24 protein-coding genes and 1 other RNA gene are annotated in these 23920 nt (G+C 44.5%); 12 read left to right on the top strand and 13 right to left on the bottom strand.

The features are described 5' to 3' along the window. Positions 1 to 28 precede the first annotated feature (28 nt). Positions 29 to 1432, bottom strand: a complete 1404-nt coding sequence (locus NSQ57_RS08920; RefSeq protein WP_029516714.1) for an ammonium transporter — start codon at positions 1430 to 1432, stop codon at positions 29 to 31. A 294-nt stretch (positions 1433 to 1726) separates the two neighbouring features. Between NSQ57_RS08920 and NSQ57_RS08915 the strand changes: the two genes are divergently transcribed. Together NSQ57_RS08915 and NSQ57_RS08910 are read left to right on the top strand one after the other, a co-directional pair. After that, the gene (locus NSQ57_RS08915; RefSeq protein ID WP_049816952.1) at positions 1727 to 2158 is read left to right on the top strand and encodes a MerR family transcriptional regulator; all 432 of its coding nucleotides are present in this window, start codon (positions 1727 to 1729) and stop codon (positions 2156 to 2158) included. A gap of 42 nt (positions 2159 to 2200) precedes the next feature. Beyond that, a complete protein-coding gene (locus NSQ57_RS08910) occupies positions 2201 to 2872 on the top strand; it encodes a zinc metallopeptidase (protein WP_023988023.1) in 672 nt (223 codons plus the stop codon). An 88-nt stretch (positions 2873 to 2960) separates the two neighbouring features. Here the strand turns inward: NSQ57_RS08910 and NSQ57_RS08905 are convergent, their stop codons facing one another. Beyond that, complete coding sequence (locus NSQ57_RS08905) at positions 2961 to 3899, bottom strand: LysR family transcriptional regulator (protein ID WP_023988022.1); 939 nt, start codon at positions 3897 to 3899, stop codon at positions 2961 to 2963. A 97-nt stretch (positions 3900 to 3996) separates the two neighbouring features. Continuing rightward, entirely contained in the window at positions 3997 to 4620 is a 624-nt protein-coding gene (locus NSQ57_RS08900; protein WP_342425927.1) for a rhomboid family intramembrane serine protease, read from the bottom strand. A 119-nt stretch (positions 4621 to 4739) separates the two neighbouring features. On the opposite strand from NSQ57_RS08900, the gene tpx reads away from it, so the two are divergent. Then, on the top strand, positions 4740 to 5258 hold the full coding sequence (gene tpx, locus NSQ57_RS08895) for a thiol peroxidase (RefSeq protein ID WP_029516711.1): 519 nt from the start codon (positions 4740 to 4742) through the stop codon (positions 5256 to 5258). 92 nt (positions 5259 to 5350) lie between these two features. Here the strand turns inward: tpx and NSQ57_RS08890 are convergent, their stop codons facing one another. The 4 genes from NSQ57_RS08890 to NSQ57_RS08875 all read right to left on the bottom strand — a co-directional run bounded on the left by NSQ57_RS08890 (position 5351) and on the right by NSQ57_RS08875 (position 8782). Beyond that, a complete protein-coding gene (locus tag NSQ57_RS08890) occupies positions 5351 to 5743 on the bottom strand; it encodes a DUF1499 domain-containing protein (protein WP_013309718.1) in 393 nt (130 codons plus the stop codon). 210 nt (positions 5744 to 5953) lie between these two features. After that, positions 5954 to 6148, bottom strand: a non-coding RNA gene (gene ssrS, locus NSQ57_RS08885) — 6S RNA. 58 nt (positions 6149 to 6206) lie between these two features. After that, complete coding sequence (locus NSQ57_RS08880; protein WP_029516710.1) at positions 6207 to 6968, bottom strand: DUF624 domain-containing protein; 762 nt, start codon at positions 6966 to 6968, stop codon at positions 6207 to 6209. Positions 6969 to 7192: 224 nt separating this feature from the next. Continuing rightward, on the bottom strand, positions 7193 to 8782 hold the full coding sequence (locus NSQ57_RS08875; protein ID WP_029516709.1) for a DEAD/DEAH box helicase: 1590 nt from the start codon (positions 8780 to 8782) through the stop codon (positions 7193 to 7195). A gap of 325 nt (positions 8783 to 9107) precedes the next feature. Here NSQ57_RS08875 and NSQ57_RS08870 point away from each other — a divergent pair, with 325 nt between their 5' ends. From NSQ57_RS08870 to NSQ57_RS08855, 4 genes are all read left to right on the top strand, one after another. Continuing rightward, entirely contained in the window at positions 9108 to 9929 is an 822-nt protein-coding gene (locus tag NSQ57_RS08870; protein WP_029516708.1) for a YitT family protein, read from the top strand. 172 nt (positions 9930 to 10101) lie between these two features. Beyond that, on the top strand, positions 10102 to 10290 hold the full coding sequence (locus tag NSQ57_RS08865; RefSeq protein WP_080658605.1) for a hypothetical protein: 189 nt from the start codon (positions 10102 to 10104) through the stop codon (positions 10288 to 10290). Positions 10291 to 10506: 216 nt separating this feature from the next. After that, complete coding sequence (locus NSQ57_RS08860; protein WP_340955076.1) at positions 10507 to 11685, top strand: putative glycoside hydrolase; 1179 nt, start codon at positions 10507 to 10509, stop codon at positions 11683 to 11685. A gap of 196 nt (positions 11686 to 11881) precedes the next feature. After that, positions 11882 to 13252, top strand: a complete 1371-nt coding sequence (locus NSQ57_RS08855) for an MATE family efflux transporter (protein ID WP_342425926.1) — start codon at positions 11882 to 11884, stop codon at positions 13250 to 13252. Here the strand turns inward: NSQ57_RS08855 and NSQ57_RS08850 are convergent. The 5 genes from NSQ57_RS08850 to NSQ57_RS08830 all read right to left on the bottom strand — a co-directional run bounded on the left by NSQ57_RS08850 (position 13249) and on the right by NSQ57_RS08830 (position 17664). Continuing rightward, positions 13249 to 13458 carry a DUF3906 family protein gene (locus tag NSQ57_RS08850; protein ID WP_013309710.1) on the bottom strand — a complete coding sequence of 70 codons (210 nt, stop codon included), beginning with the start codon at positions 13456 to 13458 and terminating at the stop codon, positions 13249 to 13251. The genes NSQ57_RS08855 and NSQ57_RS08850 overlap by 4 nt on opposite strands. 117 nt (positions 13459 to 13575) lie before the next feature. Beyond that, positions 13576 to 14547, bottom strand: a complete 972-nt coding sequence (gene pfkA / locus NSQ57_RS08845) for a 6-phosphofructokinase (RefSeq protein ID WP_039269999.1) — start codon at positions 14545 to 14547, stop codon at positions 13576 to 13578. A 23-nt stretch (positions 14548 to 14570) separates the two neighbouring features. Next, complete coding sequence (locus NSQ57_RS08840; protein WP_039269998.1) at positions 14571 to 15650, bottom strand: tetraprenyl-beta-curcumene synthase family protein; 1080 nt, start codon at positions 15648 to 15650, stop codon at positions 14571 to 14573. 189 nt (positions 15651 to 15839) lie between these two features. Beyond that, positions 15840 to 17258 carry an MATE family efflux transporter gene (locus NSQ57_RS08835; RefSeq protein WP_342425925.1) on the bottom strand — a complete coding sequence of 473 codons (1419 nt, stop codon included), beginning with the start codon at positions 17256 to 17258 and terminating at the stop codon, positions 15840 to 15842. A gap of 208 nt (positions 17259 to 17466) precedes the next feature. After that, the gene (locus NSQ57_RS08830) at positions 17467 to 17664 is read right to left on the bottom strand and encodes a cold shock domain-containing protein (RefSeq protein ID WP_013309706.1); all 198 of its coding nucleotides are present in this window, start codon (positions 17662 to 17664) and stop codon (positions 17467 to 17469) included. A gap of 173 nt (positions 17665 to 17837) precedes the next feature. Between NSQ57_RS08830 and NSQ57_RS08825 the strand changes: the two genes are divergently transcribed. From NSQ57_RS08825 to NSQ57_RS08805, 5 genes are all read left to right on the top strand, one after another. Next, positions 17838 to 18071: a hypothetical protein gene (locus tag NSQ57_RS08825; protein ID WP_013309704.1), complete on the top strand. Its 234-nt coding sequence runs from the start codon at positions 17838 to 17840 to the stop codon at positions 18069 to 18071. 7 nt (positions 18072 to 18078) lie between these two features. Beyond that, positions 18079 to 18267 (top strand): hypothetical protein, encoded by a 189-nt coding sequence (locus tag NSQ57_RS08820; protein ID WP_029516701.1) that lies wholly within the window; start codon positions 18079 to 18081, stop codon positions 18265 to 18267. A gap of 199 nt (positions 18268 to 18466) precedes the next feature. Continuing rightward, entirely contained in the window at positions 18467 to 20263 is a 1797-nt protein-coding gene (pepF, locus tag NSQ57_RS08815; protein ID WP_029516700.1) for an oligoendopeptidase F, read from the top strand. 56 nt (positions 20264 to 20319) lie between these two features. After that, a complete protein-coding gene (locus NSQ57_RS08810; protein WP_069011079.1) occupies positions 20320 to 20742 on the top strand; it encodes a lipopolysaccharide assembly protein LapA domain-containing protein in 423 nt (140 codons plus the stop codon). Positions 20743 to 20755: 13 nt separating this feature from the next. Next, positions 20756 to 21793, top strand: coding sequence for a M42 family metallopeptidase (locus tag NSQ57_RS08805; protein ID WP_342425924.1), 1038 nt, complete (start codon positions 20756 to 20758; stop codon positions 21791 to 21793). Positions 21794 to 21944: 151 nt separating this feature from the next. Here NSQ57_RS08805 and NSQ57_RS08800 read toward each other — a convergent pair whose 3' ends face one another. Then, positions 21945 to 23894 (bottom strand): ABC-F family ATP-binding cassette domain-containing protein, encoded by a 1950-nt coding sequence (locus NSQ57_RS08800; protein WP_342425923.1) that lies wholly within the window; start codon positions 23892 to 23894, stop codon positions 21945 to 21947. Positions 23895 to 23920: the final 26 nt, after the last annotated feature.

The following is a 23920-nucleotide window of genomic DNA, read 5'->3' as shown; positions in this document are numbered from 1 at the left end:
TCCATACTGGTTCTTTATATTTTACATATTAGTTCACAATTCCAGAACGCTTTTCAGCCTCAGCAACCAACTTCATTTGCTCAGGATAGCCGTACGTACCGTGTTCACTGATATCCAATCCCATTGTTTCTTCCTCTTCTGTAACGCGAATACCCATAATCGCTTTCATCGCACCCAGAATAATGAAGGAAATGACAAACACGAAAGCCAAAGTGCCAATCAGTCCAAGCAGCTGTACTCCTAATTGGGTAAATCCACCACCATAGAACAGACCCGCTTGACCTACACCAGTTATTTTTACAAGCTCAGGAGTAGCGAAGAACCCTGTGGACACTGCGCCCCACATCCCTGCAACACCGTGCACGGAGAAAGCATAAACCGGGTCGTCTACTCTTGCACGCTCGAACCATTGCGCTGTGAAGAAAGTAACGATCCCTGCAACTGCACCAATGACCAATGCCGCCCAAGGTGCTACAAAGGCACAAGAACCAGTAATAGCAACCAAAGCCGCCAGCACACCGTTTAGCATAGCAGGAATATCTGCTTTTCCATATACCATCCAGGATACGAGCAAAGCGAAAACCCCACCTGCCGCAGCAGCAATATTGGTAGTCAAGGCCACATATCCAAAGAATCCGTCGTTCATAGCTGATACAGCACTACCCGGGTTAAACCCAAACCAACCAAACCAGAGAATAATAACACCCAAGATAGAGTACACCTGGTTATGACCAGGGATAATGTTCGGCTTGCCATCTTTATTAAACTTGCCCAGACGCGGTTTGAGCAGCAGGGTAGCGACGAGTGCTGCCGTAGCGCCTGTCAAATGGACTACCGTCGAACCGGCATAATCCTGCATCCCCAACTTACCAAGCCATCCACCGCCCCACACCCAGTGAGCTACAACCGGATAAATCACGATGGAGAACAAAATACCGAAAATAATGTATACACTTAATTTTGCACGCTCTGCCATCCCCCCACATGCGATAGAAAGTGATACCGCAGCGAAAGCAAAGTGGAACAAAAACATAATTGTAATCGGAACATCCAGACCTGAGAGAGCATCAAACGATGCAGCCGCATCCGTACCACTCATGAAGAAACCCGTCAGTCCCATAAATCCGTTTCCGCCATCATTACCAAAGCCGAATCCAAATCCAAGTGCCCAGAAGGACAAAGCCGCAACACCCGTGGTGAGAATCGTTTTACCAGCGACATGACCCGCATTCTTCATTCGAGTCGAGCCTGCCTCCAGCAATGCAAATCCCGCTTGCATAAAAAATACAAGTATAAATGCCAAGAACGTAAAGGCCGTGTTTAGCCCGGCTTGAAGTTGAATATTTGTCGGACCGTCAGCAGCAAACGCACCTACCGGAAAAGCTAATACTGTCAGCATGGCCAATAATACAACTAACCACTTTTTTCTCATGAAGCCCACTCCCTCGAATGTTAAGTTTCTTTACATTTCGTGAAATTCTTATTGTCATTATAATCAGAATACATGAAAGTTGACAAGATTTTTTTTATTATGTTAAAAAAATATGGTTCCAAACACTACATGTCATATTTACTAACTATAAAAGTAGCTTGTTTCTGTTCAAAAAAAGCATAACGTTTGACTGTATGGTTGGGAATCATGTAAAATATTCTTTATAAACACTCCGTTTGCAAATGCTAATATTGAAGGTTGAACGAAGAGCGCGAGGTGAAGACAGATGGGGATATGAAGCTGTATCGAATTGGTGAGCTAGCCAAGACGGCTGGTGTCAGCGAACGAACTATTGATTATTACACAAAGCTTGGTTTGATCACACCTGAAGAACGATCATTGAAAAATTATCGGCTCTATAATGATGAAACCTTAAACAGGCTTGAACGTATTAACCAAATGAAACAAGAGAAGTATAGCCTAGAGGAAATCAGACAGACACTGATTAAATGGAACTCGGTTGCGGGGGAAGAGCACGTCACTGACAAACTAACGAGTCTGGAGATGCACATGCAGCGTCTAGAACGCGAAGTCAATGAACTACAGCCTCTCTTGGGGCAGCTCAAGCCCGTTCAAGCGCGCAAGTTGCTTACTGGTCTACTACCACAAAGCGCCGCTTGTATCGAAGCTCTGAAGTATCTGCTGGAGCATAGTTCTATGATGTAGATACCCTGGCTAGTATGATGAACAATATTGGAGGGTTGCTTTATGATGGGTATGTATATATTGATTATTCTTGCGTTCGGATTATCCTTATGGGCGCAATTCCGTGTAAAAGGTACTTTTAATAAATGGTCTGATGTCCCAAATGAAAATGGGTTGACCGGTTATGATGCAGCTCGGCATATGCTAGATCGCAATGGTTTGCATGATGTGCCTATTGAACCAGTACCTGGTGCGTTATCTGACCATTATGATCCAATGCAAAGAGTCGTACGGCTGTCCGAGCCCGTTTATTATGAAAAATCCATTTCCGCAGTTGCCGTAGCTTGTCACGAGGTTGGTCATGCCATTCAGCATAAAGAGCATTATCCCATGCTGGCACTCCGTCACCGGATCTTTCCGATCGTAAACTTCGCTTCTGGGATTGCACCGTTTCTGCTGATTGCCGGTTTCTTATTCAGCTACACGAACCTGATTGGCTTGGGTATTATCTTTTTCTCGGCTACTGTTGCTTTTCAATTAATTACATTACCGGTTGAATTTAATGCTTCCAACCGGGCCCGAGAAATTATGGTTTCGGAAGGGTTTATCCGTAGTGATGAAGAACGGGGTATAGCCAAAGTATTAAATGCTGCTGCATTAACTTATGTGGCTGCAGCTCTTGTTTCCTTGCTGGAACTAATCCGCTTAATCGGTATCTTCAACAGCCGGGATTAATTGCTTGTGTTGCAAAAAAGGTTGTTCCTCTACCAAGTTAACGGTAGAGAACAACCTTTTTTCTTTATCTAAAACCAATCAGCTATACTCACTGTCCTAAATCCGCTTTTGCACTTCCGTTCGGAGTAGCTGCACTACCTTTAAGACCAAAATATTGCAACAAGAAAGTTCGGAATGACTTTGCAACTAATGGCAGTTTATCATCTCTACGATGAATCAAGCCTATAGTTCTCGTGACCTCTGGATCAACAATTGACACTCTTGCAGGTTGAAGCGGGTTGGTCTGAAACAACGCCATTTCAGGCAAAAGACTGACTCCCATGCCAGCCGCAACTAATCCGCGTATCGTATCTGTCTCTTCACCTTCAAAAGCGATATCCGGCGTAAATCCTGCCTCCAGACAAGCCTGCCAGACAATCGGACGTAACGAATATCCATCTCTGAACAGAATAAATTTTTCTCCCTTAAGCTGACTCAGCGTGATATGTTTGGCCGTGGCTAAAGGATGATTGGGCGGGAGAACAGCAAACAACTCCTCGGTCAGCACCACATCCCCCTCCACATGATCATGACGATCGGGAAAAGGAGATACAAAAGCCAAGTCCACCTCACCCGCTAACACATCACGAATTAAACTCGGATACATCCCCTGTTTAAATCTAAATTTAACATTGGGATACCGCTTTCGGAATTCAGCCACTACCGTAGGAATAAGATGAATCCCCAAACTGTGCGGAAAACCGATGCGGATTTCGCCCCCCTCAGGATCCAAAAACTCATGAACCTCCAAAACAGCTCGCTCTAGATCTTTTATTATCGTCTCAACCCGTTTGCAAAATAGCTGTCCCACTGGCGTAAGCTGCAAATTGCGACCCTTTTGCATAAAAAGATTAACTCCCAGCTCCTCTTCAAGCTGATGAATTTGCCGACTTACCGCAGATTGCGCCACATGTAGCTCCTCGGCTGCCTGAGTGACATGTTCTTTTTGCGCTACCTTCATGAAGTATTGTAACTGTCGTAATTCCACTCCGATATTCGCTCCAATCTGTTTTTCAACATCCGGAAGAAGACGTCAATCGAACATCATCCTCTTTCTTCCCTGCTAACTTACGGTAAAACTGTCTTTAGTGGCGTTTGCGCTGGCCAGTCAATCTAATCAATAATCCATACATGAAAAATCCACTGAGTAATCCCCCAAAGTGAGCGGTCCAATTAATGTTCGCTACAGCAAAAGAAAACAGAATACCAAACCCAAGCAGCGTGTACAGCGTTTTGCGCGAAGCATCATCCATCAAGGAACGTTGGAACAAGGCAACGTACAGAAACGCCCCATAGATGCCATAAATCGCTCCTGAGGCTCCTACAGAGACTGTCGTTTCCGCCACCATGTTGTAATGGGCAATGGACAGAATGTTCCCTACAATACCCGTGATCAGATACAATAGCACATAGCGGAAGGACCCCAGCAAACGCTCCAGCGGAGGAGCGAAGACGAGTATGGCAAAGGAATTGAACAGAAGATGATCAAACCCTGCATGTAAAAACATGGCTGATACATATCGCCACAGTTGATCGGTGAATGGCGCCTCATTAATCAAAGCTCCATATCGGATCAGCGTCAAACTATTTTCCGATCCACCCTGTACGGTGAGTACAACAAACATCACAATATTGATGAGCAAAATCAGACAGGTTACTGGGTAAAACCGCAAATAACTTTTCCAGTTCTCATAACGTAAAAAAATCAAGGCAATCCTTCCTTCATGGGTGTCTCCACCTTATTCAAATTGGACAATGTCTTTTATAAAAGATTATAATAGATTTCGGCAACGATAACCAATGCTAAAACCCAAGGAGGCTATTACATATGGCACAAGAACGTACAGGAGCTGCTACTTTTAAAGGCAATGCTTTGACACTCTTAGGTCCTGAACTGAAGGTTGGAGATCAGGCACCTGATTTCAAATTACAGAAAAACCTGTTAGAAGCAGCTACGCTCCAAGACTTTGCAGGCAAAGTCAAACTGATCAGTGTTGTTCCTTCTTTGGATACAGGTGTGTGTGACGCACAGACTCGACGTTTTAACCAGGAAGCTGATTCCCTTGGGGATCAAGTCGTGGTGCTGACTGTCAGCGTCGATCTGCCTTTCGCTCAAGCTCGTTGGTGCGGTGCTGCCGGTATTGACCGCGTATTGACACTGTCCGACTATAAGGATCATTCCTTTGGCGAAGCTTATGGTGTGTTCATCAAGGAATTCCATTTGGATCATAGAGCTATTTTTGTGATTGATCAAAATGACAAAATTGCTTACGTAGAATACTTGAGCGAAATGTCCGAACACCCTGACTATGACCAAGCGATTGCAGCAGTGAAAAAACTCGTCTAAATCAAGACTGCATATTAAAAAAGCGAGTGAAGGGTTGCCTTCCTCGCTTTTTTTGACGTTTGTCTGCCACATCACTGCTCACACATCTACAATCACTGCACAACCTTATGAGCAGACAGCTTCTTGTCAATCACAGCGAACAGTTGCAAAATGATGCGGTAATTCGCGCCCAAGTCCCCTAGCGATCCGCGTGAAGCAGAATAAATATCCACCGCACTCCGAACTGGTGAGACAGACAATATGGAAACGGTAATGTCGACGGTTCTACCGAACGCCGTTCGCTTCTCTAACGTAATTTCACCTACGGATGCTACCTCATGAAGAACCTTGTAGCCAGGAATTTTTTTTAGAATAGATGATACTTCTTCCCAAGCCTTGTCTCTCGATAAGTTATAATAGCGTGTCTTCATTTGGGGGTCCTTGACCCGGTCGCTTGTACCTTCTTGGCTGCGCACAATCCCTACCAGAGTCCTCTTCAACGACAAGACATTTCCTCCTTCACGATAATCGTTGCTATAATGCAGCACATCGGTTTTTTTGCTGCAAGCGCTTTATAAAACGTTAAACAACAAAAAGTTAACCGACCATACCTGTGGTATGCGACCTTAGTACCTCATGTCTTAGTTTAACATTGTTGCATACAAAAAACACCCTGTTTCTGCAAGAAGCATAAACAGAGTGTATTCATTATCTTTGGAGTACCCGCCGATGCCGTCCGACCATAGCGTCTTCTGAACCTGCTTTAGCAGGTGGGTGACCGCAGAATAAACTTTTGAAGTCCCCTTGTCAGGAATTGACAGGGCTTTTCAGCTATTCATCCGTATAGATCTCCCTAGACATTGTCATTGGTTCAAAACAACAAATGACCGTAACGTGCATCGCAGGATGTGACCTTATTATAGCGCTTCTCACTCAGAAAGTAAATGCTAGGAGAAATATGTTTTATTTTTAGAGGTTATCACTTTTCTTGTCTTCAATGCTTGCCGTATCTTCATCTTTCTGCTTCATCTTTTCCATTTGATCCTGCATTTTAAGGAATGTTCCATAAAAATTAAAGAAAGCGAACCAGGCAACTACACTACCGATGAAGAATAAGAAAAGCACAGGATATTTGACTCCGATAAATATAACAACGGCGCTACCGAGCATGGTAGAAAATACACGGAAGGGTCGAATCAGCGTCAGTAAAACCGCATTTTTGATAATTTGTCCGGTAGACATATGATAATGAGCCACCATCGAAAAGAAGTTAAACATAGACACAAGCAAAATAATGATAAGAATGAGCATAATTACGCCCACGATTTGCAAGTTGCTGAGTTGTGTCATATATACGGTATAATCCACATACATGATGACAAACAGTAACGTGTAAAAGATACCCCCGATCAGACTCTGCTTATAGTTCTCTTTGTACCCTTTAAAAAAGGTACGAAACACGCCTGTATCGGTATCCCCCATTACCCATTTGCGAACCACCGTGAACATAGCCGATGTGGCTGGAAATAAAGTAAGCGGTGCCAAAACAGCCATCGCCCAATTCATTTGTAAAGATTCATTAGCCAAATTCTGATTCATTACAAGTAATTTCAGTATGAGGCAGAACACAAAAGGCGACGAACATAACACCCATAACAAATTTGTAGCCGCCAGTCGGGTAATCCACTCGGTCAGGCGGTAAATACCACCCATAGCTCCTTTAAACTCCAATGTCAGTCTCTCCCTCCGCAAGCCTTGGCAGTTCCCAAGACTCATGTTGCTATGCCTATAAATTCCGGCTCTTGGCTATATCATACCGTATTTCAGCCCTAATGCGCCAGTGAAATCAATAAGTGCCTCATTAAAGCAGATTGCTAAAAGGTTCATACATACTGATTCAATCATAACAAAAAAGCCGAAGCTTCATCTGCTTCGACTTTTCATTATTTCATTTCTTATTCGGAAGAGGAATCTTCACGTCTTGCAGGACGACGAGTTTCCCCATTGCTGCTCGGGCGTGGTTTGCGATCTCCACTGTACCGGCTTCCGGAATCACGGTTGTAGCCACCGCCTTCTTTGCCACGGTTGTAACCGCCATATCCACCTTTGCTGCCACTTCCGCCGCTACCACCGGAACGGTTGGAATTGTAACCACCGTTGCTGCGACCGCTGTAGTTGGAAGGCTTGCGACCGCCAGAACGCACGTCTGGTTTACGACGTTTTGCACGGATCGGATCTTCTGGAGTCAGCTCAATCGATGCTTCTCTCTTCTCACCAGTCATTAGTTTTAGAGCTGCGGAGAGAAGTTGCACAGAATCATATTGCTCCAGCATTTGAATAGCCAAACCTTTGTACTCGTTCAGCTCGCCGCTTTCTACAGCCTCTAGGAGACGTTCAGCAATGATACGTTGTTTGCCTTCCAGAGCTTCAGCCAACGTTGGAAGCGGCTTGCGTGGAATGCGGTGACGAGTTACACGTTCGATAAAGTGCAAATGGTCAATTTCACGAGGCGTTACGAAAGACCAAGCTTCCCCTTCTTTACCTGCACGTCCAGTACGTCCAATACGGTGAACATAGCTTTCTGGATCTTGCGGAAGGTCAAAGTTCACAACGTGAGTTACACCGGAAACGTCCAAGCCACGGGCAGCTACATCAGTCGCTACGAGCACATCGATGCTTCCGTCACGGAATTTACGCATTACAGCATCACGTTGGTTTTGAGACAAGTCACCATGCAAACCGTCTGCAGAATATCCGCGTTTTTGCAGAGCTTCAGCCAGCTCGTCTACCCGACGCTTGGTACGACCAAATACGATAGCAAGTTCTGGGGATTCCATGTCGATCAAACGGCTCAATGCTTCGAATTTTTGACGCTCAGGAACTTCGATATAGGCCTGATCAATCAGTGGAGCACTAACTTGTTTAGGAATAACTGAAACATGCTCAGGATTTTTGAGGAATTGTTCAGCCAATCTTTTAATATTAGGAGGCATTGTAGCCGAGAAAAGCATCGTTTGACGCTCGTCTGGAACTTGCTTCAGAATGGATTGAATATCTTCCATAAAACCCATATCCAACATTTCATCTGCTTCATCCAAAACAACTGTGTTTACATCTTCCAGCTTGATGGTTTTACGATTAATATGGTCAAGCAAGCGTCCTGGCGTACCAATAATAATTTGAGGTTTCTTTTTCAAAGCGCGAATCTGGCGTACGATATCTTGTCCACCATAGATTGGCAAAGTACGAAGACCTTTGAAACGGGAGAGTTTTTCGATTTCTTCAGCTACCTGGATAGCAAGCTCACGTGTTGGTGCCATGATCAGAGCTCTGATTTTTTCGTCGCTTCTAGAAATTTTGTTGATCAGCGGAATACCAAACGCAGCAGTTTTACCAGTACCTGTTTGGGCTTGGCCAATCATGTCTCTGCCTTGTAGTGCAATCGGGATGGATTGCGATTGAATTGGTGTTGCTTCTTCAAAACCCAGTTCTGTAATCGCCTGAATTACTTTCGGTTCAAGATCAAATTCTGCAAATGTCGTCAAATTTATTCAAACTCCTTCTTAATGGTGGATGTGGTGGACAATCCACAATGTTGTCTGTATTCTTAAGTAGCGATATTATTGTATAAGTTTTCCCCAATACAGTGACAGTTTATTTAGACCTATAACTGCAACTTTCTGTAATGAATTTGGGGAACCTATCCGATACATCTTAAACGAATTTATCCTTTTTAAAACAGTTTAAATTTTAAGTGTTTCTCTGGACATAGGTCCCTACTCAAGAATATCCACATCGCATTATAGCACAGAACAATTCATGAATACCAGCAAGTTGCTTCCCGTATAATTTAAATGAGGTGAAAATAAGTTGTTAAAAATGGTGTTAAACTGCTTAACTGTCATTCTTGGAGCCGCTGCCATTGCATGCGGTTTTAATCTGTTTCTCGTGCCACACCACTTGCTGAGCGGAGGAGTAGCTGGGCTTTCCATGTTAATCGGCTACTTCACAAAATTTGATATCAGCGCGATGTATTTTATTATCAATATCCCGATGCTTATTACAGGCTGGTTTATTTTAGGCAAGCGTTTTATTAGCCTGAGCATTTTATCCGTTGTCGTTACAACATGGATTTTGGCCTTGGTGCCGGTGCGATCTGTCGTGTCGGACCCCCTGCTAGCCTCCGTTTTTGGAGGAGTGATGATCGGCGTTGGAGCAGGAATTTCCTTTCGGGTAGGGGGGTCTACGGGCGGTTTTGACATTATCGGTTCCATCGTCACTCGTTATCGTGACTTCCCCGTAGGAACTGTACTTGTTGGCATGAATGGACTGGTCATTCTTGCAGCAGGATATTTGAACGATGATTGGAATATTGCACTTGCGTCGATGCTATCTATTTTTGTGACTGGCAAAGTGTTAGATCAAATCTATGTCAGTCACACGAAGATTACCGTCTACATTATTACAGAACACACCGACAAGCTACTGGAGCGGATGTTAACCACACCACGCGGTGTTAGCAAAATAAAAATTGAAGGCGCATTTTCACATACTGAAAAAGACATGCTGATGACTGTCACGACACGCTACGAGCTAGTTGAATTAAAACGGATCATTAAAGAAGTGGACCCTTCTGCTTTTGTCAATATTGTGGAAACGGTTGGGGTGATGGGTTCATTTCGCCGAAGATAAGCACAAACCCAAGTGTCAAAATACAGTTTCTGTGGTACACTATATGTGCGCTGTTCCCATAGTATATAAAGACCAGCTTTACCTGCTATTTCACAGGCACTTTGCTTTTCCGAATCGTATTGAATGATTCTTTTGGAATGATTCCGAGCAGGAAAGGGTGATTTTTGTGGAAATGGAAACGGTAAAACTGTCCGACATTGTCTTAAGATGGTATCCGGAAATGCTCCCTTCTCTCAAAAAGGATGAGCTGAACTCGATGATTGTGCTTCGGGACGGGATGTCCATACTCAAGCCAACGGATGCGCTAGAAATTATTCAGTACAGTATTTGCGAGCATCAAGACAATAATTATCTTCAATAAATTTCTTTACCAAGTGCCGCTTCTTCCGGTTGCATCTACAACTGCGAAGAGAGCGGCATTATTTATGCATTTTTATGGATTCAATAAACATAAGTTGGGTTAATCATGTAAGACTGTGCCTGATGATTCCAGTATTGGTTACAAGCGTGTTTTTTTTCGATACATAACTTTACGTATAATCAGGTAAGCGACATCCATAAGGGAGAGAGTTAGGAAATGAATATGATTTGGGCAATTATGCTATTGGCGATGGGGATAGGCGGAAACGGGGACCAGTCAGCCAACACTCCAAATGTAAAAGATACGGTGGCAACAACAATTAGCAGCGCCATGATTCAGGCTCAGCACAATAAGATGAAGGTGGATGCCTCCAATCCTCCGGTTAAAATTGACCCACAACCGACGACTCCTGCTATCAAGGGCATCTATGTCACAGCTTATAGCGCAGGCGGTTCGCGTATGACCCAGCTGCTTGAACTGCTTGATAAGACAGAGCTCAATTCCATGGTTATTGATATTAAAGACGATGCAGGTTATATCACTTATCCAACGTCCAATCCCGAGCTGCTCAAATTGGGCAAGCCGCAAAAATTCATTCGGGATATTTCCGGTTTGATGGACCGATTGAAAAAGCATAATGTTTACCCGATTGCTCGTATTGTCGTATTTAAAGATACGGTACTGGCCAACAAAAATCCCGAGATGTCTTTCCGTAATCCTGACGGCTCTGTCTGGAAAAACGGCAAGGGAGACGGGTTCGTCAATCCCTATAATAAAGAAGTATGGGATTATAATATAGCCATCGCTAAGGAAGCAGCCAAACTTGGTTTTAAGGAAATTCAATTTGACTATGTACGTTTCCCCGAAGGCTTTGAGAAAAGAGCAGACAAGCTGAAATATACCAAATCAGATCAATCCCGCTCGGATGCAGTCGCTGAATTCGTACAATATGCCCGCAGAGAGCTTGCTCCATTAGGTGTACGAGTATCCGTAGATATTTTTGGATATGCCGCATCCGTTCCTGCTGCGGAGGGAATCGGACAGGATTTCACTAAAATTTCCGAAAATGTGGATGTCATTTCACCCATGGTTTATCCAAGTCACTACACCACAGGCTGGTTCGGTGTAAAAGACCCTGATAAGAATCCCTACCAGACGATTAAAGGCTCCATGGTCGATACACACAAAAAGCTAGATCCGACAGGCAAGCTAAAGCCAATTATTCGTCCTTGGATCCAGGATTTTACTGCAAGTTGGTTAGGAAGCGGACATTATGCTAAGTATGGAAAAACTCAAGTAGAGGACCAAATTCGAGCGCTTAAGGATATGAAAGTGGATGAATATTTACTCTGGAATGCCACAAACCGCTATTCAAGCGGAGTAACTTACAAATAATTTATCCCTCCGGACTTCTCGTTATCTAATACGAAATTTAGAAATTATATAATTTTTTCGAAGGCTGTCCCGTTGTTTGGCGAACGGGTGCAGTCTTTTTTATTACTGTTCAAATGTGGCGGTATCCCTTACAATAAATACTTACATGTTATGATACATACGAATATTCAATCCCTAGTAAATGAGGAAAACAAAAATGCAATTGACTTCAACAACGGGGCAGAAATGGAAGCAGCTTTTATACATTTTGCTCCCTATCCTGATTACCCAGCTTGCACTATCTGCCATGACTTTTTTCGATACGAATATGTCGGGACACTTTTCCCCTGCCGATCTGGCTGGAGTAGCCATCGGAGTAAGTCTGTGGATTCCTGTACAAACAGGCCTTAACGGAATACTTATGGCTATCACACCTATTGTATCTCAATTAGTGGGAGCACAGCGCAAAGATAAAGTCTCCTACTATGTCATTCAAGCACTTTGGCTCTCTCTTGCCCTATCCATGGTCGTTTTGATTGCTGGCATCATTTTGGTCAAGCCTATTCTAAATGGTATGAATCTGGAATTGAGAGTTCATAATGTAGCTCTGTACTATCTTTGTGCGATGGCCTTCGGTATTGTTCCTCTATTTGCCTACACGGTGCTCCGAAGCTTTATGGATGCATTGGGACAAACCCGCTTTACGATGTTAATCACGCTCATGTCGTTACCCATCAATGTCTTGTTGAACTATCTACTTATTTATGGGAACTGGGGTTTTCCGCGTCTGGGAGGTGTAGGCTCCGGGGTGGCAACGGCAACCACCTACTGGATCATTATGCTGGTCGCTGGTATCACTGCGCATCGGGGAAAAATATTTGCCGAATACCGAATCTTCAGCAAAATATACGGGATTGCTGCTAGTGCTTTGAAAGAGCTCATCAAGATTGGAGTACCGATTGGATTTGCAATATTTTTTGAGACTGCCGTCTTTTCAGCCGTCACTCTCTTCATGAGTAGCTATAATACAGCTACCATAGCCGCACATCAGGCCGCGATGAACTTTGCATCTACGTTATATATGATTCCACTCAGCATTTGCATGGCACTTACGATTCTGGTTGGCTATGAAACAGGAGCTACTCGGCCGCGGGATGCCAAAGCTTATAGTGTAATGGGCATCAGCAGCGCAGTAGGTCTATCACTGATTACAGCTATTGTACTGCTTATCTGGGGTGAACAGGTTGCTCGACTTTACTCCACCGATCTGCAGGTCATTCAATTGGCACAGCATTTTCTAATCTATGCGATTTTCTTTCAGATATCTGATGCTGTCGCTACACCTACACAAGGAGCGCTACGCGGGTATAAAGACGTCAATCCAGCCTTTTTGCTCACATTCCTCTCCTATTGGGTCATTGGGCTTCCTGTAGGATATATACTGGCACGCTGGACTTCATTGGGGCCCTACGGCTACTGGATCGGTTTGATTACAGGGTTGGCAGTAGGTGCTATTTTACTTCTCTGGCGTCTGGTGAAAGTACAACGTCGTTTCTCCGAAAAAAAACAACACGCAGAGGTTATTTAGCCTTTGCGTGTCTCGATTACATATGCTGCGCCTAATGTTATTCGTTTTTTCTCCACAATAGCCACTTCGTTCAGCTTGGGAGGATATAGAAAGTGTCTCTCCACATGTTGTTCAATCTCTTCAAATGCCTGTTCTTCATTTTCAGCAGCGAGAATGACAGTCAGCGCTCCTTCCGAACTATCCACTTCGATTTTGAATAGGTACATGTATGACTACCTCCTGATAGGACTCAAAGCTAAAAAATAGCGGATGACTCGGGTCATCCGCATAATTTTGATCTTTTCCAATATCAGAACCGATCTACTGTACGTAGAAGGCTCTTATTATTGCGACAAACGCAAAGCAAGCTCATAAAGCTCCATGTTGAAATCTTTTTTAGTATTTACAACCTTGTCAATATCTGTGGCTACCAACTTACCGTCGATCGTTCCGCAAGCCTTATCAGATATGCCCTCGATCAATTGGCGAACAGCAAAGTCACCCAAACGGCTCGCCAGGTTGCGGTCAAACGCGGTTGGTGTGCCTCCACGTTGGATGTGTCCAAGCACTGTAACACGAGGCTCATAATCCGGACAGTTTTCTTGGATTACCTTTGCTACATCTTCACCTTTGCCTACGCCTTCCGCAACGATAATAATACTGTGGCGCTTGCCATGCTTGAAATTTTGTTTCATACGATCAGATACTTCGTTCAGGTCAAATTCTACCTCAGGCACCAAAATTGTTTCTGCGCCAGAAGCCAGACCCGCATGCAAAGCAATATCACCACAATGACGTCCCATAACTTCAACAATGGAAGAACGTTCATGAGATGACATTGTATCACGCAGCTTGTTGATTGCGTCCACTACGATACTAACCGCTGTATCAAAACCAATCGTGTAGTCCGTGAAGGAAATGTCATTGTCAATCGTACCCGGAAGACACATGGTTTTAATGCCTTGCTTGGTCAGTTTGTTAGCTCCTTGGTAGGAACCGTCTCCACCAATCACGACTACGCCGTCAATCCCACGGTCACGCAAAATTTGCGCGCCTTTTTTCTGCCCTTCTTCAGTCGTAAATTCCAGGCATCTTGCAGATTGAAGTACAGTACCCCCACGTTGGATAATATCTCCGACGCTTCTCAGATCCATTGGAAAAATATCGTCGTTCAAAAGGCCTTGATAACCACGTTGAATCCCGAATACTTCCAGTCCGAAATACAATCCGCTACGTACGACGGCGCGAACTGCCGCGTTCATCCCTTGTGAATCTCCACCACTTGTTAATACTGCAATTTTCTTAACTGCTGTCATGGTTTATGACCTCCTCAAAATAATCATATAAGCCTTCTTATCCATCGACTGTTTAATAAGAAAAACAAACGCATGAGCGGACTATTTTTCATTAAACGTCTCGAAACAGCGCGAACGTCTTGCTGCTCGCTAACTTTAGGGTCGGATAAATATAAAGCCAGCAATCCCTCGATAATCATCCGGTGAAAGGAGCTGGCAGGGACATCTGCAATATCAGCCCGCGCCCGATTCACAACGTAGGCGATCCGGTTTAGCATCATGTCGGTATCTTCATAATAATTGCAAAAGTTAAGATCTCCGCCCTTCCGGTCTTCGTCTTGATCGATTAGATAATCCAGCAAAATATGAAGACTGCACACATGTGGAAAATACGATGCATGTATTGAGGCAGCCCCCGCATCTGTCAGATGCTGGTCGCTGGCAGCAAGAAACAGCATAAAGACCCCCAGAGTTGAACCGGTAGCCGCAGCAAACTCATTCCAGCGCAACTCTGGTGTACGGTCTTTATGAAGCGACCACCAGTCCAAAAGCGCTTGTTCCCGCAGCTCGGGTTTAATATGCTTGTATACTTGCAAATCCGTGTATAATCGCGCCAAATCCTGAACGTAAGGCATTGCCGCCTCATAGCCCGGAAGCCTGCTTACACAAGACTGACAGGTTGTCACCAGCCCAGTCAAATAACCGCCATCCTCCTGCTCACGACGCAACTCATAATAATTCACTGGCCTAGCCGTCGGATTAATCGCATCCAGCATAGCCTGATGCAACAGCCTAAAATCATCCGGGTCCATGGATGTACTGCGATCACACAGGTTGTCCAGATAATCACTAATGGTCTGATACGCTACGATCAGCGGAATTAACGTCTGCCGGGCAGACATATTAGCTGCGGCATAAACCGCTCCACCCACGCAGTGAAATGTCTTATCCGCTATGCTCGCAAGCGCCTGGCTTCGCAGTTCAGGGTCCGGAATTTGTTCGGCCTTGCTCTTCCAGTTACTCAATTCTTGTTTCGTTTCAGGGAGAATGTGCTTGTACATTCGGCTCATTAGACCTATGGGGCCTCTCGGTACTTGATAACGTCCTTGCTCAACATAACTCAAATGACGGTGCCTCCACATTGTTGTCTACGTAATTATACCTATCCAAACCATATCCATTATAATATGATCGTCCTTTTAGCACAAATGAACAACCTCACTTTTTTCTTTAAAATTCAAGAAAAATGAGCTATTCTCATTAAAAGACTTTATACCTGTAATGTTTTATTAGTCGAAAATAGTATAAAGGGCCTACCTATCCTTGTCCTCTGCTGGCTTCACGCCTTGGATTCCCTCTTCCATACTTGCCTGCTTCCATTTCCCGAAAGCATAATAGAAAATGACTGCTACGGCAGAGATAGCAAAACCAACAGGAAAGCTCCACCATACAGCATCTAGACCATACTCATCAACAAATGCATAGGCCAAAGGTATACGAATGCCCCATAATGAAATAATGGTAATTAAAAGCGGTATCATTACGGAACCCGTTGATCGAACAACCCCTGTAATGACATTGGTAACACCGAATATAACAAAAGACCACAAGGTGATCATATTAATCCGCATTCCCAATTCCAATGCACCCCCTGTAGAAGGAAGAAACATGAGCAAGGCCTGACGGTTAAACACGTAAATTAATACCACAGCTCCACCAGTCAATACAAAATTATACACAATCCCAATCCAGGTTGTCGTGCGCACTCGATCCCAACGTCCGGCTCCGATATTTTGAGCGGCAAAGGAAGATACAGCTGCACCTAACGCCATTGCCGGCATCTGTACATAGCTGGACAAATTATTGGCTGCTGTATAAGCTGCAGCTGCAACTGTCCCGTAGCCGTTAATCAGATTCATTAAAGCAATCGCGCTGGTAGAGACAGCAATCATTTGCAACCCCATCGGCACTCCCTTACGGATTAGGGTCCAAATAATCTTCCAATCAAATCTAAGTAAGTGAAGCTCTGAAGATGTAATGCGCAAAAAATATTTTACACGATATAGATAAATGAGAATCAACACAAAGCTGATCCCTTGAGCAATCAGGGTAGCAGTAGCGGAACCTCCAATGCCCATAGCAGGAATCGGTCCCCATCCGAATATGAACAGCGGGTTGAGTAGTACATCCAGTACGACGGAAACGATCAGAAAATAAAATGGTGTTTTGGAATCTCCAGCCCCTCTCATTACAGTCATGATGTAATTATAGCCGTACAAAAAGGGCATGCCTGCGAAAATAATACGCGTATACGTGATCGCCATATCTACCGATTCAGCAGGGGTATTGAGTACATGAAGTATCCAAGGCGCACTCAAAAATCCGATAATACCTATAGCAAAAGCGAGCACCAGAAAAAAGACTGCACTTGTACCTACTACACGCTTGGTTTCAGCTACGTCTCCTGCTCCGATATTTTGTCCAATCATAATAGTGGCAGCCATAGTGACACCAAAAATGGAACTGATAAGAAAAAACATTATAATATTTCCGTTGGAAGCGGCAGTCAAGGCGGCCTCTCCCAGAAATTTCCCAACCCAGATCGAATTAATCGTTCCATTCAGGGATTGCAGAATGTTGCCGAACAGCATCGGCAAAGAGAACATAAACAGCGTTTTAGCAATAGGACCTTCAATCAAGGAAGGCTTACGACTAGCCTCTGCTGCACTCATTTTCTCAACTCCTTCAATCTATAATGTCTTCTGCCTAGTTTTATTACGTATAATACCCTATTCCTGCTCAATCTTCTCATATCATAAACGTATTTACGCAAAAAAGCGCAGTCCCTTAAAATAAAGGAACTGCGCTCTCAATTCATAGTTTAACCGTAATATATAAGACATCCGTAGAAACGGAACCATTCTTACAATTCAGTTACACTTACAGTTTGATTACGTTAGCTGCTTGGGGTCCACGGTTACCTTCAGTAATTTCGAATTCAACCGCTTGACCTTCTTCCAAAGTTTTAAAGCCGTCGCCTTGGATTGCGGAGAAATGTACGAATACGTCCTCGCCACCATCCATTTGAATGAAGCCATAACCTTTTTCTGCGTTAAACCATTTAACTGTACCTTTCAAGTGAACAACCTCCTAAAAATACCGCCATCTATGGCGAATATCCATATTATACTTCATGCTTTTTCACAATGCAATTGATGTTTTTCCGGGTTTTTTGGGCTGGAATGATTTGCTTTTGCGGCGGAAACTGCGGTATCATGAACCAAAACATCTATAAAATCGGAGACATGCATATGATGAAAAAACACGAAATATACAAAAAAGACAATTGGAACATGATGACTGTCGAGGTGCAGGGCCGTTACATCGTTCTACGGGAAATATCCGATGATTGGGGCGAGGAAGCCCACACGTTTTTAAGCCGCCCGGCGCTGATGCATTGGGCTCAAAATCGGTTTCCCAAGCAGTCCTTTCAAGATAATGAGGAAGAATGGCAGCGGATCATGAACGCTTTCAAACAGGTCTAGCCTATTCATGGTGTCCAACAGCTATCTCATCTTCATTATTCTGGCCTTCACGCTGGGCGGAGTGCTGATCATGAAGCGTGATACGATACCGACTCCTCTCAAAAAGTGGATGGCCCTCACTGCTGTAATCATGGTTTGCTTTGCCTTTTATCTCATTGTATACAGCTTATTAAATATAGGTTCCAACCCACAGTAAGGAAAATTATACTTTCGGGCGTAAGAGGTCATACTATGGCATAACAAGCCATGGTATAAGGAGGATCTGCCGTTACATGCATCCTGTAAAACCTCTTGCCCTGCTGCTTACGGTAAGCGTGGCGGTTTCTTCGTTTTGGCATCCGTCCCTTACTGCCGCAGCCCTACCCCACATTACGTTCGATCAGAGGAGGCTCTCCATGAGTGAAATTGTAAAACGCGCTGATGCGCCAGTGGAAAATACATGGAAATTGGAAGATCTGTTTCCCAACCGCAAAGCATGGGATCAAGAATACGAAGAAGTCAAACAACTAGCCAAAAAGGCTGAACAATTCCAAGGCAAGCTCAATTCAGCAGAATCGATTGGCAACTGCTTTAAATTGGAAGATGAATTGTCGCTGAAAACCGAGCGTGTATATGTGTACGCACATCTGCATCATGATGAGGATACAGCTGAACCTACATACCAGGGTCTTTCGCAAAAAGCCAAAAAATTAGGCGTTGAGGTTAGCGAGTCTCTTTCTTTTGTGACACCTGAAATTTTGGCACTGCCAGATCATCAGCTCGATGCCTTCATTGAAGATCCGAAGCTTGCAGATTATCGGTTCACCCTTCAAGAAATGAAGCGGGAAAAAGCACATATTTTGGGCAAGACAGAAGAAGCGCTGCTCGCTCAGGTTGGCAATCTGGCTCAAGCCCCGCAAACGATTTTCGGCATGCTCAACAATGCTGATCTGAAGTTTCCAAAAATTAAGGATGAGAACGGCAAAGAGGTTGAGCTGACTCATGGCAGCTACATTCAATTCCTCGAAAGTCCACACCGCGAAGTACGCGAACGTGCTTTTAAAGCGGTGTATGACACGTATGCCAAAAATAAAAATACAATTGCTTCTACACTAAGTGCCAATGTGAACAAAAATATTTTTTATTCTCGTGTTCGCAAATACCCTTCTGTACTGGAAATGTCACTATACGGTGACAATATTCCGAAGGAAGTGTATACGAATCTCATTGACACCATTCATGAAAGCTTGCCCCTGCTCCATCGTTACATGAAGTTGCGTAAGAAGTTGTTAGGTGTGGATGAGCTCCATATGTATGATTTGTTCGCTCCACTTGTGGACGAATACAAGATGGACATTACGTATGAAGACGCCAAAAAGCAAACAAAGGAAGGCCTTAAGCCACTGGGCGCGGACTATCTGGCTTCGTTGCAAAAAGGCTATGATGAGCGCTGGATCGACGTATACGAGAATGAAAACAAACGTACGGGTGCATACAGTTGGGGAGCTTATGGTACCCACCCCTATGTGCTGCTGAATCATAAAAATAACCTGAACAGCATGTTCACACTTGCTCATGAAATGGGGCATGCGTTGCATTCGTACTATTCAGACAACGCATTGAAGTATAGAGATGCACAGTACACCATTTTCCTGGCTGAAGTGGCATCCACAACCAATGAAGCGTTGCTAATGGACTACCTGCTGAACAAATCAACCGATCCAAAAGAGAAAATGTACCTTCTCACCTACTATGCAGATCAATTCCGCACAACGGTATTCCGTCAAACCATGTTTGCGGAATTTGAGAAAATTGTACATGAACGCGCTGAACAGGGGGAATCCCTCACACCGCAGCTTTTATCAGAGATTTACTATGATCTGAATGTGAAATACCACGGACCAGGCATGAAGGTAGATAAAGACATTGAAATGGAATGGGCACGAATCCCCCATTTTTATAACAGTTTTTATGTCTACAAATATGCTACTGGCTTCTCGGCAGCAACCAGTTTCTCGAAACAGATTCTGGAAGAAGGCCAGCCAGCCGTTGACCGTTACTTGGGCTTCTTGAAGAGCGGTGGCAGTGATTATTCAATCAATATTTTGAAAAAAGCTGGCGTTGACATGTCCTCTCCGCAGCCGATTCGCGAAGCGATGAGCGTATTCGAAGAAGTCATCACAGAAATGGAAAAGCTAACTGAAGGAAAGTAAAACCGTGCGCACTTAAAATCCAGCATTGAAATGATGCACGGATAAATCCCTTGTCCATGGCGGGCAAGGGATTTTATAATGTAACGGGAGGAGGTGGCATTTTGAAAACACAATGGTCTTTGATCGCAGCTCTTGTTATTGCTTTGTTAACAGCTGTATTTGCTGTTATTAATGTGAATTCGGTTCAAGTGAACCTTCTATTCAGTATGGTCAGCATTCCTTTGATTCTGCTTATTCTCGGTTGCACTCTTCTAGGTGGACTTATTGTCGGTTCTTTCGGTATTTTCCGCCAATATAGGCTTCAGAGGGAGATTAAACGTCTGACTACTCAGCTTCATACACTACAAGAAGAGCACACATCCACGGTAGAAGCAAACGCGGATGTGGCCTATGACACGACTGGTTCTTCCAGCACAGGGTCTACATCCGACCAAGATATAGAGCAACCGTCCTCTAACTCTGATCGGTTGTCCAAATGAGGAGGAGCAACAAATGACGATTCAATTAAATGAGAATTATATGATGAACTTTTTAAATCAGCTACTGAACACACCCAGTCCCAGTGGATATACACACCATGTGATGGAGCTGATTCGTCAAGAAGCGGAAAGCCTCGGGGTACAAATCGAATGGAATGCAAAAGGCGGTGCCATCTTGACTCTGGAAGGTCAGGAAACGGACCGTACGGTGGCGCTGAGCGCACATGTGGATACATTGGGCACAATGGTGCGTTCCATTACAGCACAAGGCACCCTGCGTCTGACATCCGTCGGCGGCTTCATGATGAACAGTATTGAGAATGAATACTGCCTTATTCATACCAGAAGCGGACAAACGTATACAGGCACTATTCTGTCCAGCCATCCATCTGTGCACGTCTATGATGATGCACGGAGCTTTGAGCGCAAGGAGAGCCATATGGAGGTACGGATTGACGAGCTTGTCGAGTCAAAAGAAGACGTGCTTCAGCTCGGTATTGCAGTGGGCGATTTTATTTCGTTCGATGCGCGTCCAGTCGTAACACCCAGTGGATTTATCAAGTCACGCCATCTGGATGATAAAGCTAGTGTAGCTGCACTGTTTGGTTTACTGGAATCTGCTGTACATGGAAACTGGAAGCCTCGACATACCGTTAAATTGCTCATTTCTAACTACGAGGAAGTGGGGCACGGAGCGGCTTACATACCTGTTGGAATCAGTGAGATGATAGCTGTCGATATGGGCTGTATGGGTGAAGATCTGAGCTGCAAGGAAACGGATGTTTCTATCTGTGCCAAAGATTCCTCCGGGCCTTACGACTATACTATGACAACCCGTCTAATTGAGCTGGCCAAAGAGCTGAATATTCCGTATGCGGTAGATATTTATCCACACTACGGTTCGGACGCTTCGGCTGCACTAAGAGCAGGTAACAACATCCGTGCTGCGTTGATCGGCCCTGGTGTACACGCCTCCCATGCAATGGAGCGCACGCACAAGCAGGCCGTGGTGAACACTGCCCATCTGCTTGCAGCTTATGTGACAGTTTAATTCGAATAACGACAATCAGCCTGTTACATCGTCGAATAGATCAGTAAATAAAAAAGCAAGTCTTCCGGTTTTTCGGATACTTGCTTTTTTAGTCTGAGCAACATGAAGAAATAGCTCTGGCAGAATGCTATTAATGTGGCTTTATCATTGCTTAAGATTTACTTTGTTCAATCTGCTCGGCCAGCTCATTCAGGTAGGTCCAACGTTCCATTTGGTGCTCCAAATGCTGTTCTGCCTTCGCTTGCTCAGCCATGAGCTCCTGTAGTCGTGCTGAATCACTAAAAGACTCTTCCATCTGCCGCTGAATGTCGGCCAACTTCTGTTCGGCTTGTTCAATCAGCTCATCAATTTGCTCATATTCCCGCTGTTCCTTAAAGGTGAATTTAAGCTTGGTTTTACTTGTCTCCTTGACTGACTCGGAAGGACCCGCAGACTTAGGCGTGGAAGAGCGATTCGAGGAATCCGTACTCGTCGAGACAGACGTATTCACAGAAGATTGAGCATTTTTACTAATCCATTCTGCATACTCGCTATAGTCGCCCACATGTACACGTACCTGTCCATCCCCTTCAAACGCCAGTATTTTGTCCACTGTTCGATCCAGGAAATAGCGATCATGAGAAACAATAAACACCACGCCCGGGAATTCATCCAGATAGTCTTCCAAAACGGAAAGGGTTTGAATATCCAGATCATTTGTTGGTTCATCCAGCAATAGCACATTCGGTGCCGACATCAGAACACGAAGCAGATACAAGCGCCGTTTTTCACCCCCGGACAGCCTGGAAATAACCGTCCATTGTGCGCTTGGTGCGAACAGGAAACGCTCCAGCATTTGTGCAGCTGTAATCGTCGAACCGTCTGCTGTACGAATCACTTCGGCTTCTTCCTTAATATATTCAATAACACGTAAAGATTCGTTCATTTCCTGATGTTCCTGAGTAAAATAGCCAAGCTTCACCGTCGGTCCCAGCACAACGTTGCCGGAGTCCGGTTCTATATGCTGGGCAATCATTTGGAGCAAAGTGGATTTCCCACTACCGTTAGGACCTAGGATACCAACACGATCACCAGGAACCGCAATGTAGCTCAAATCCTGTATTAGCTTACGAGAATCTACCGATTTGGAAAGATGCTCGATCTCCAATATTTTTTTACCCAGACGTGTGGAGGCGACGGACATATCTACAGATCCAGAACGAGCTTCCGGTTGCTGATCCCTAAGCTGCTCATATCGGTCAATACGCGCTTTCTGCTTGGTGGAACGAGCCTTTGCTCCACGGCGAATCCAAGCCAGCTCATTACGCAGCAGGTTCTTCCTTTTTTGTTCCGTAGACGCTTCCCGCTCCTCGCGTTCTGCCTTCAGCTCCAGAAAACGGGTATAGTTAGCCTCATAACGGAAAAGGCGACCATGATCCAGCTCCAGCATGACATTTGCAACTCTATCCAGAAAATAGCGATCATGCGTGATCATTAACAACGCACCACGTCTTTTTTGCAAATACTGCTCCAACCATTCAACGGACTCATTATCAATATGGTTTGTAGGCTCGTCCAGAATGAGCAGCTCGCAGGGTTGGATCAAAGCCGCCGCCAAAGCCACCCGCTTACGCTGCCCACCGGATAGAACGCCCATACGAGACTCAAACTGGGTGATCCCCAGTCGGGTAAGTATATTTTTGGCCTCACTCTCCAGCTGCCATGCCTGGAACGTATCCATTTGTTGACTTGCTCGCAATAGACGGTTTTGAAGCTCCTCGCTACCCGGATTTAATTCCAACAACTCCATGGTTTCTGTGTATTCACGGACCGCTTTCATCTCAGGCTGATTGCCATGAAAAATATGCTGGAGTACCTTCATTTCAGGATCAAACTCCGGATTTTGTGCTAGATACTGAATTCGCACATCGTTGTTCACTGCAATTTTGCCATCATCCGGCGGCTCTAAGCCGGAAATCACGCGTAAAAATGTTGATTTACCGGTGCCATTTACACCAACGACCCCTATTTTGTCACGTTCATCCATACCAAAGGAAGCATCCTCAAACAACATTTTCTCGCCATAGCTTTTCGTTATATGTTCAACGGTCATAATATTCATACGGATTCCCTACTCTTCCCCAATTT

The sequence above is a fragment of the Paenibacillus sp. FSL L8-0502 genome, assembly GCF_038593055.1.
GTDB classification, from domain to species: Bacteria; Bacillota; Bacilli; order Paenibacillales; family Paenibacillaceae; genus Paenibacillus; species Paenibacillus polymyxa_D.
This window is presented reverse-complemented; position numbering and strand designations above follow the sequence as displayed.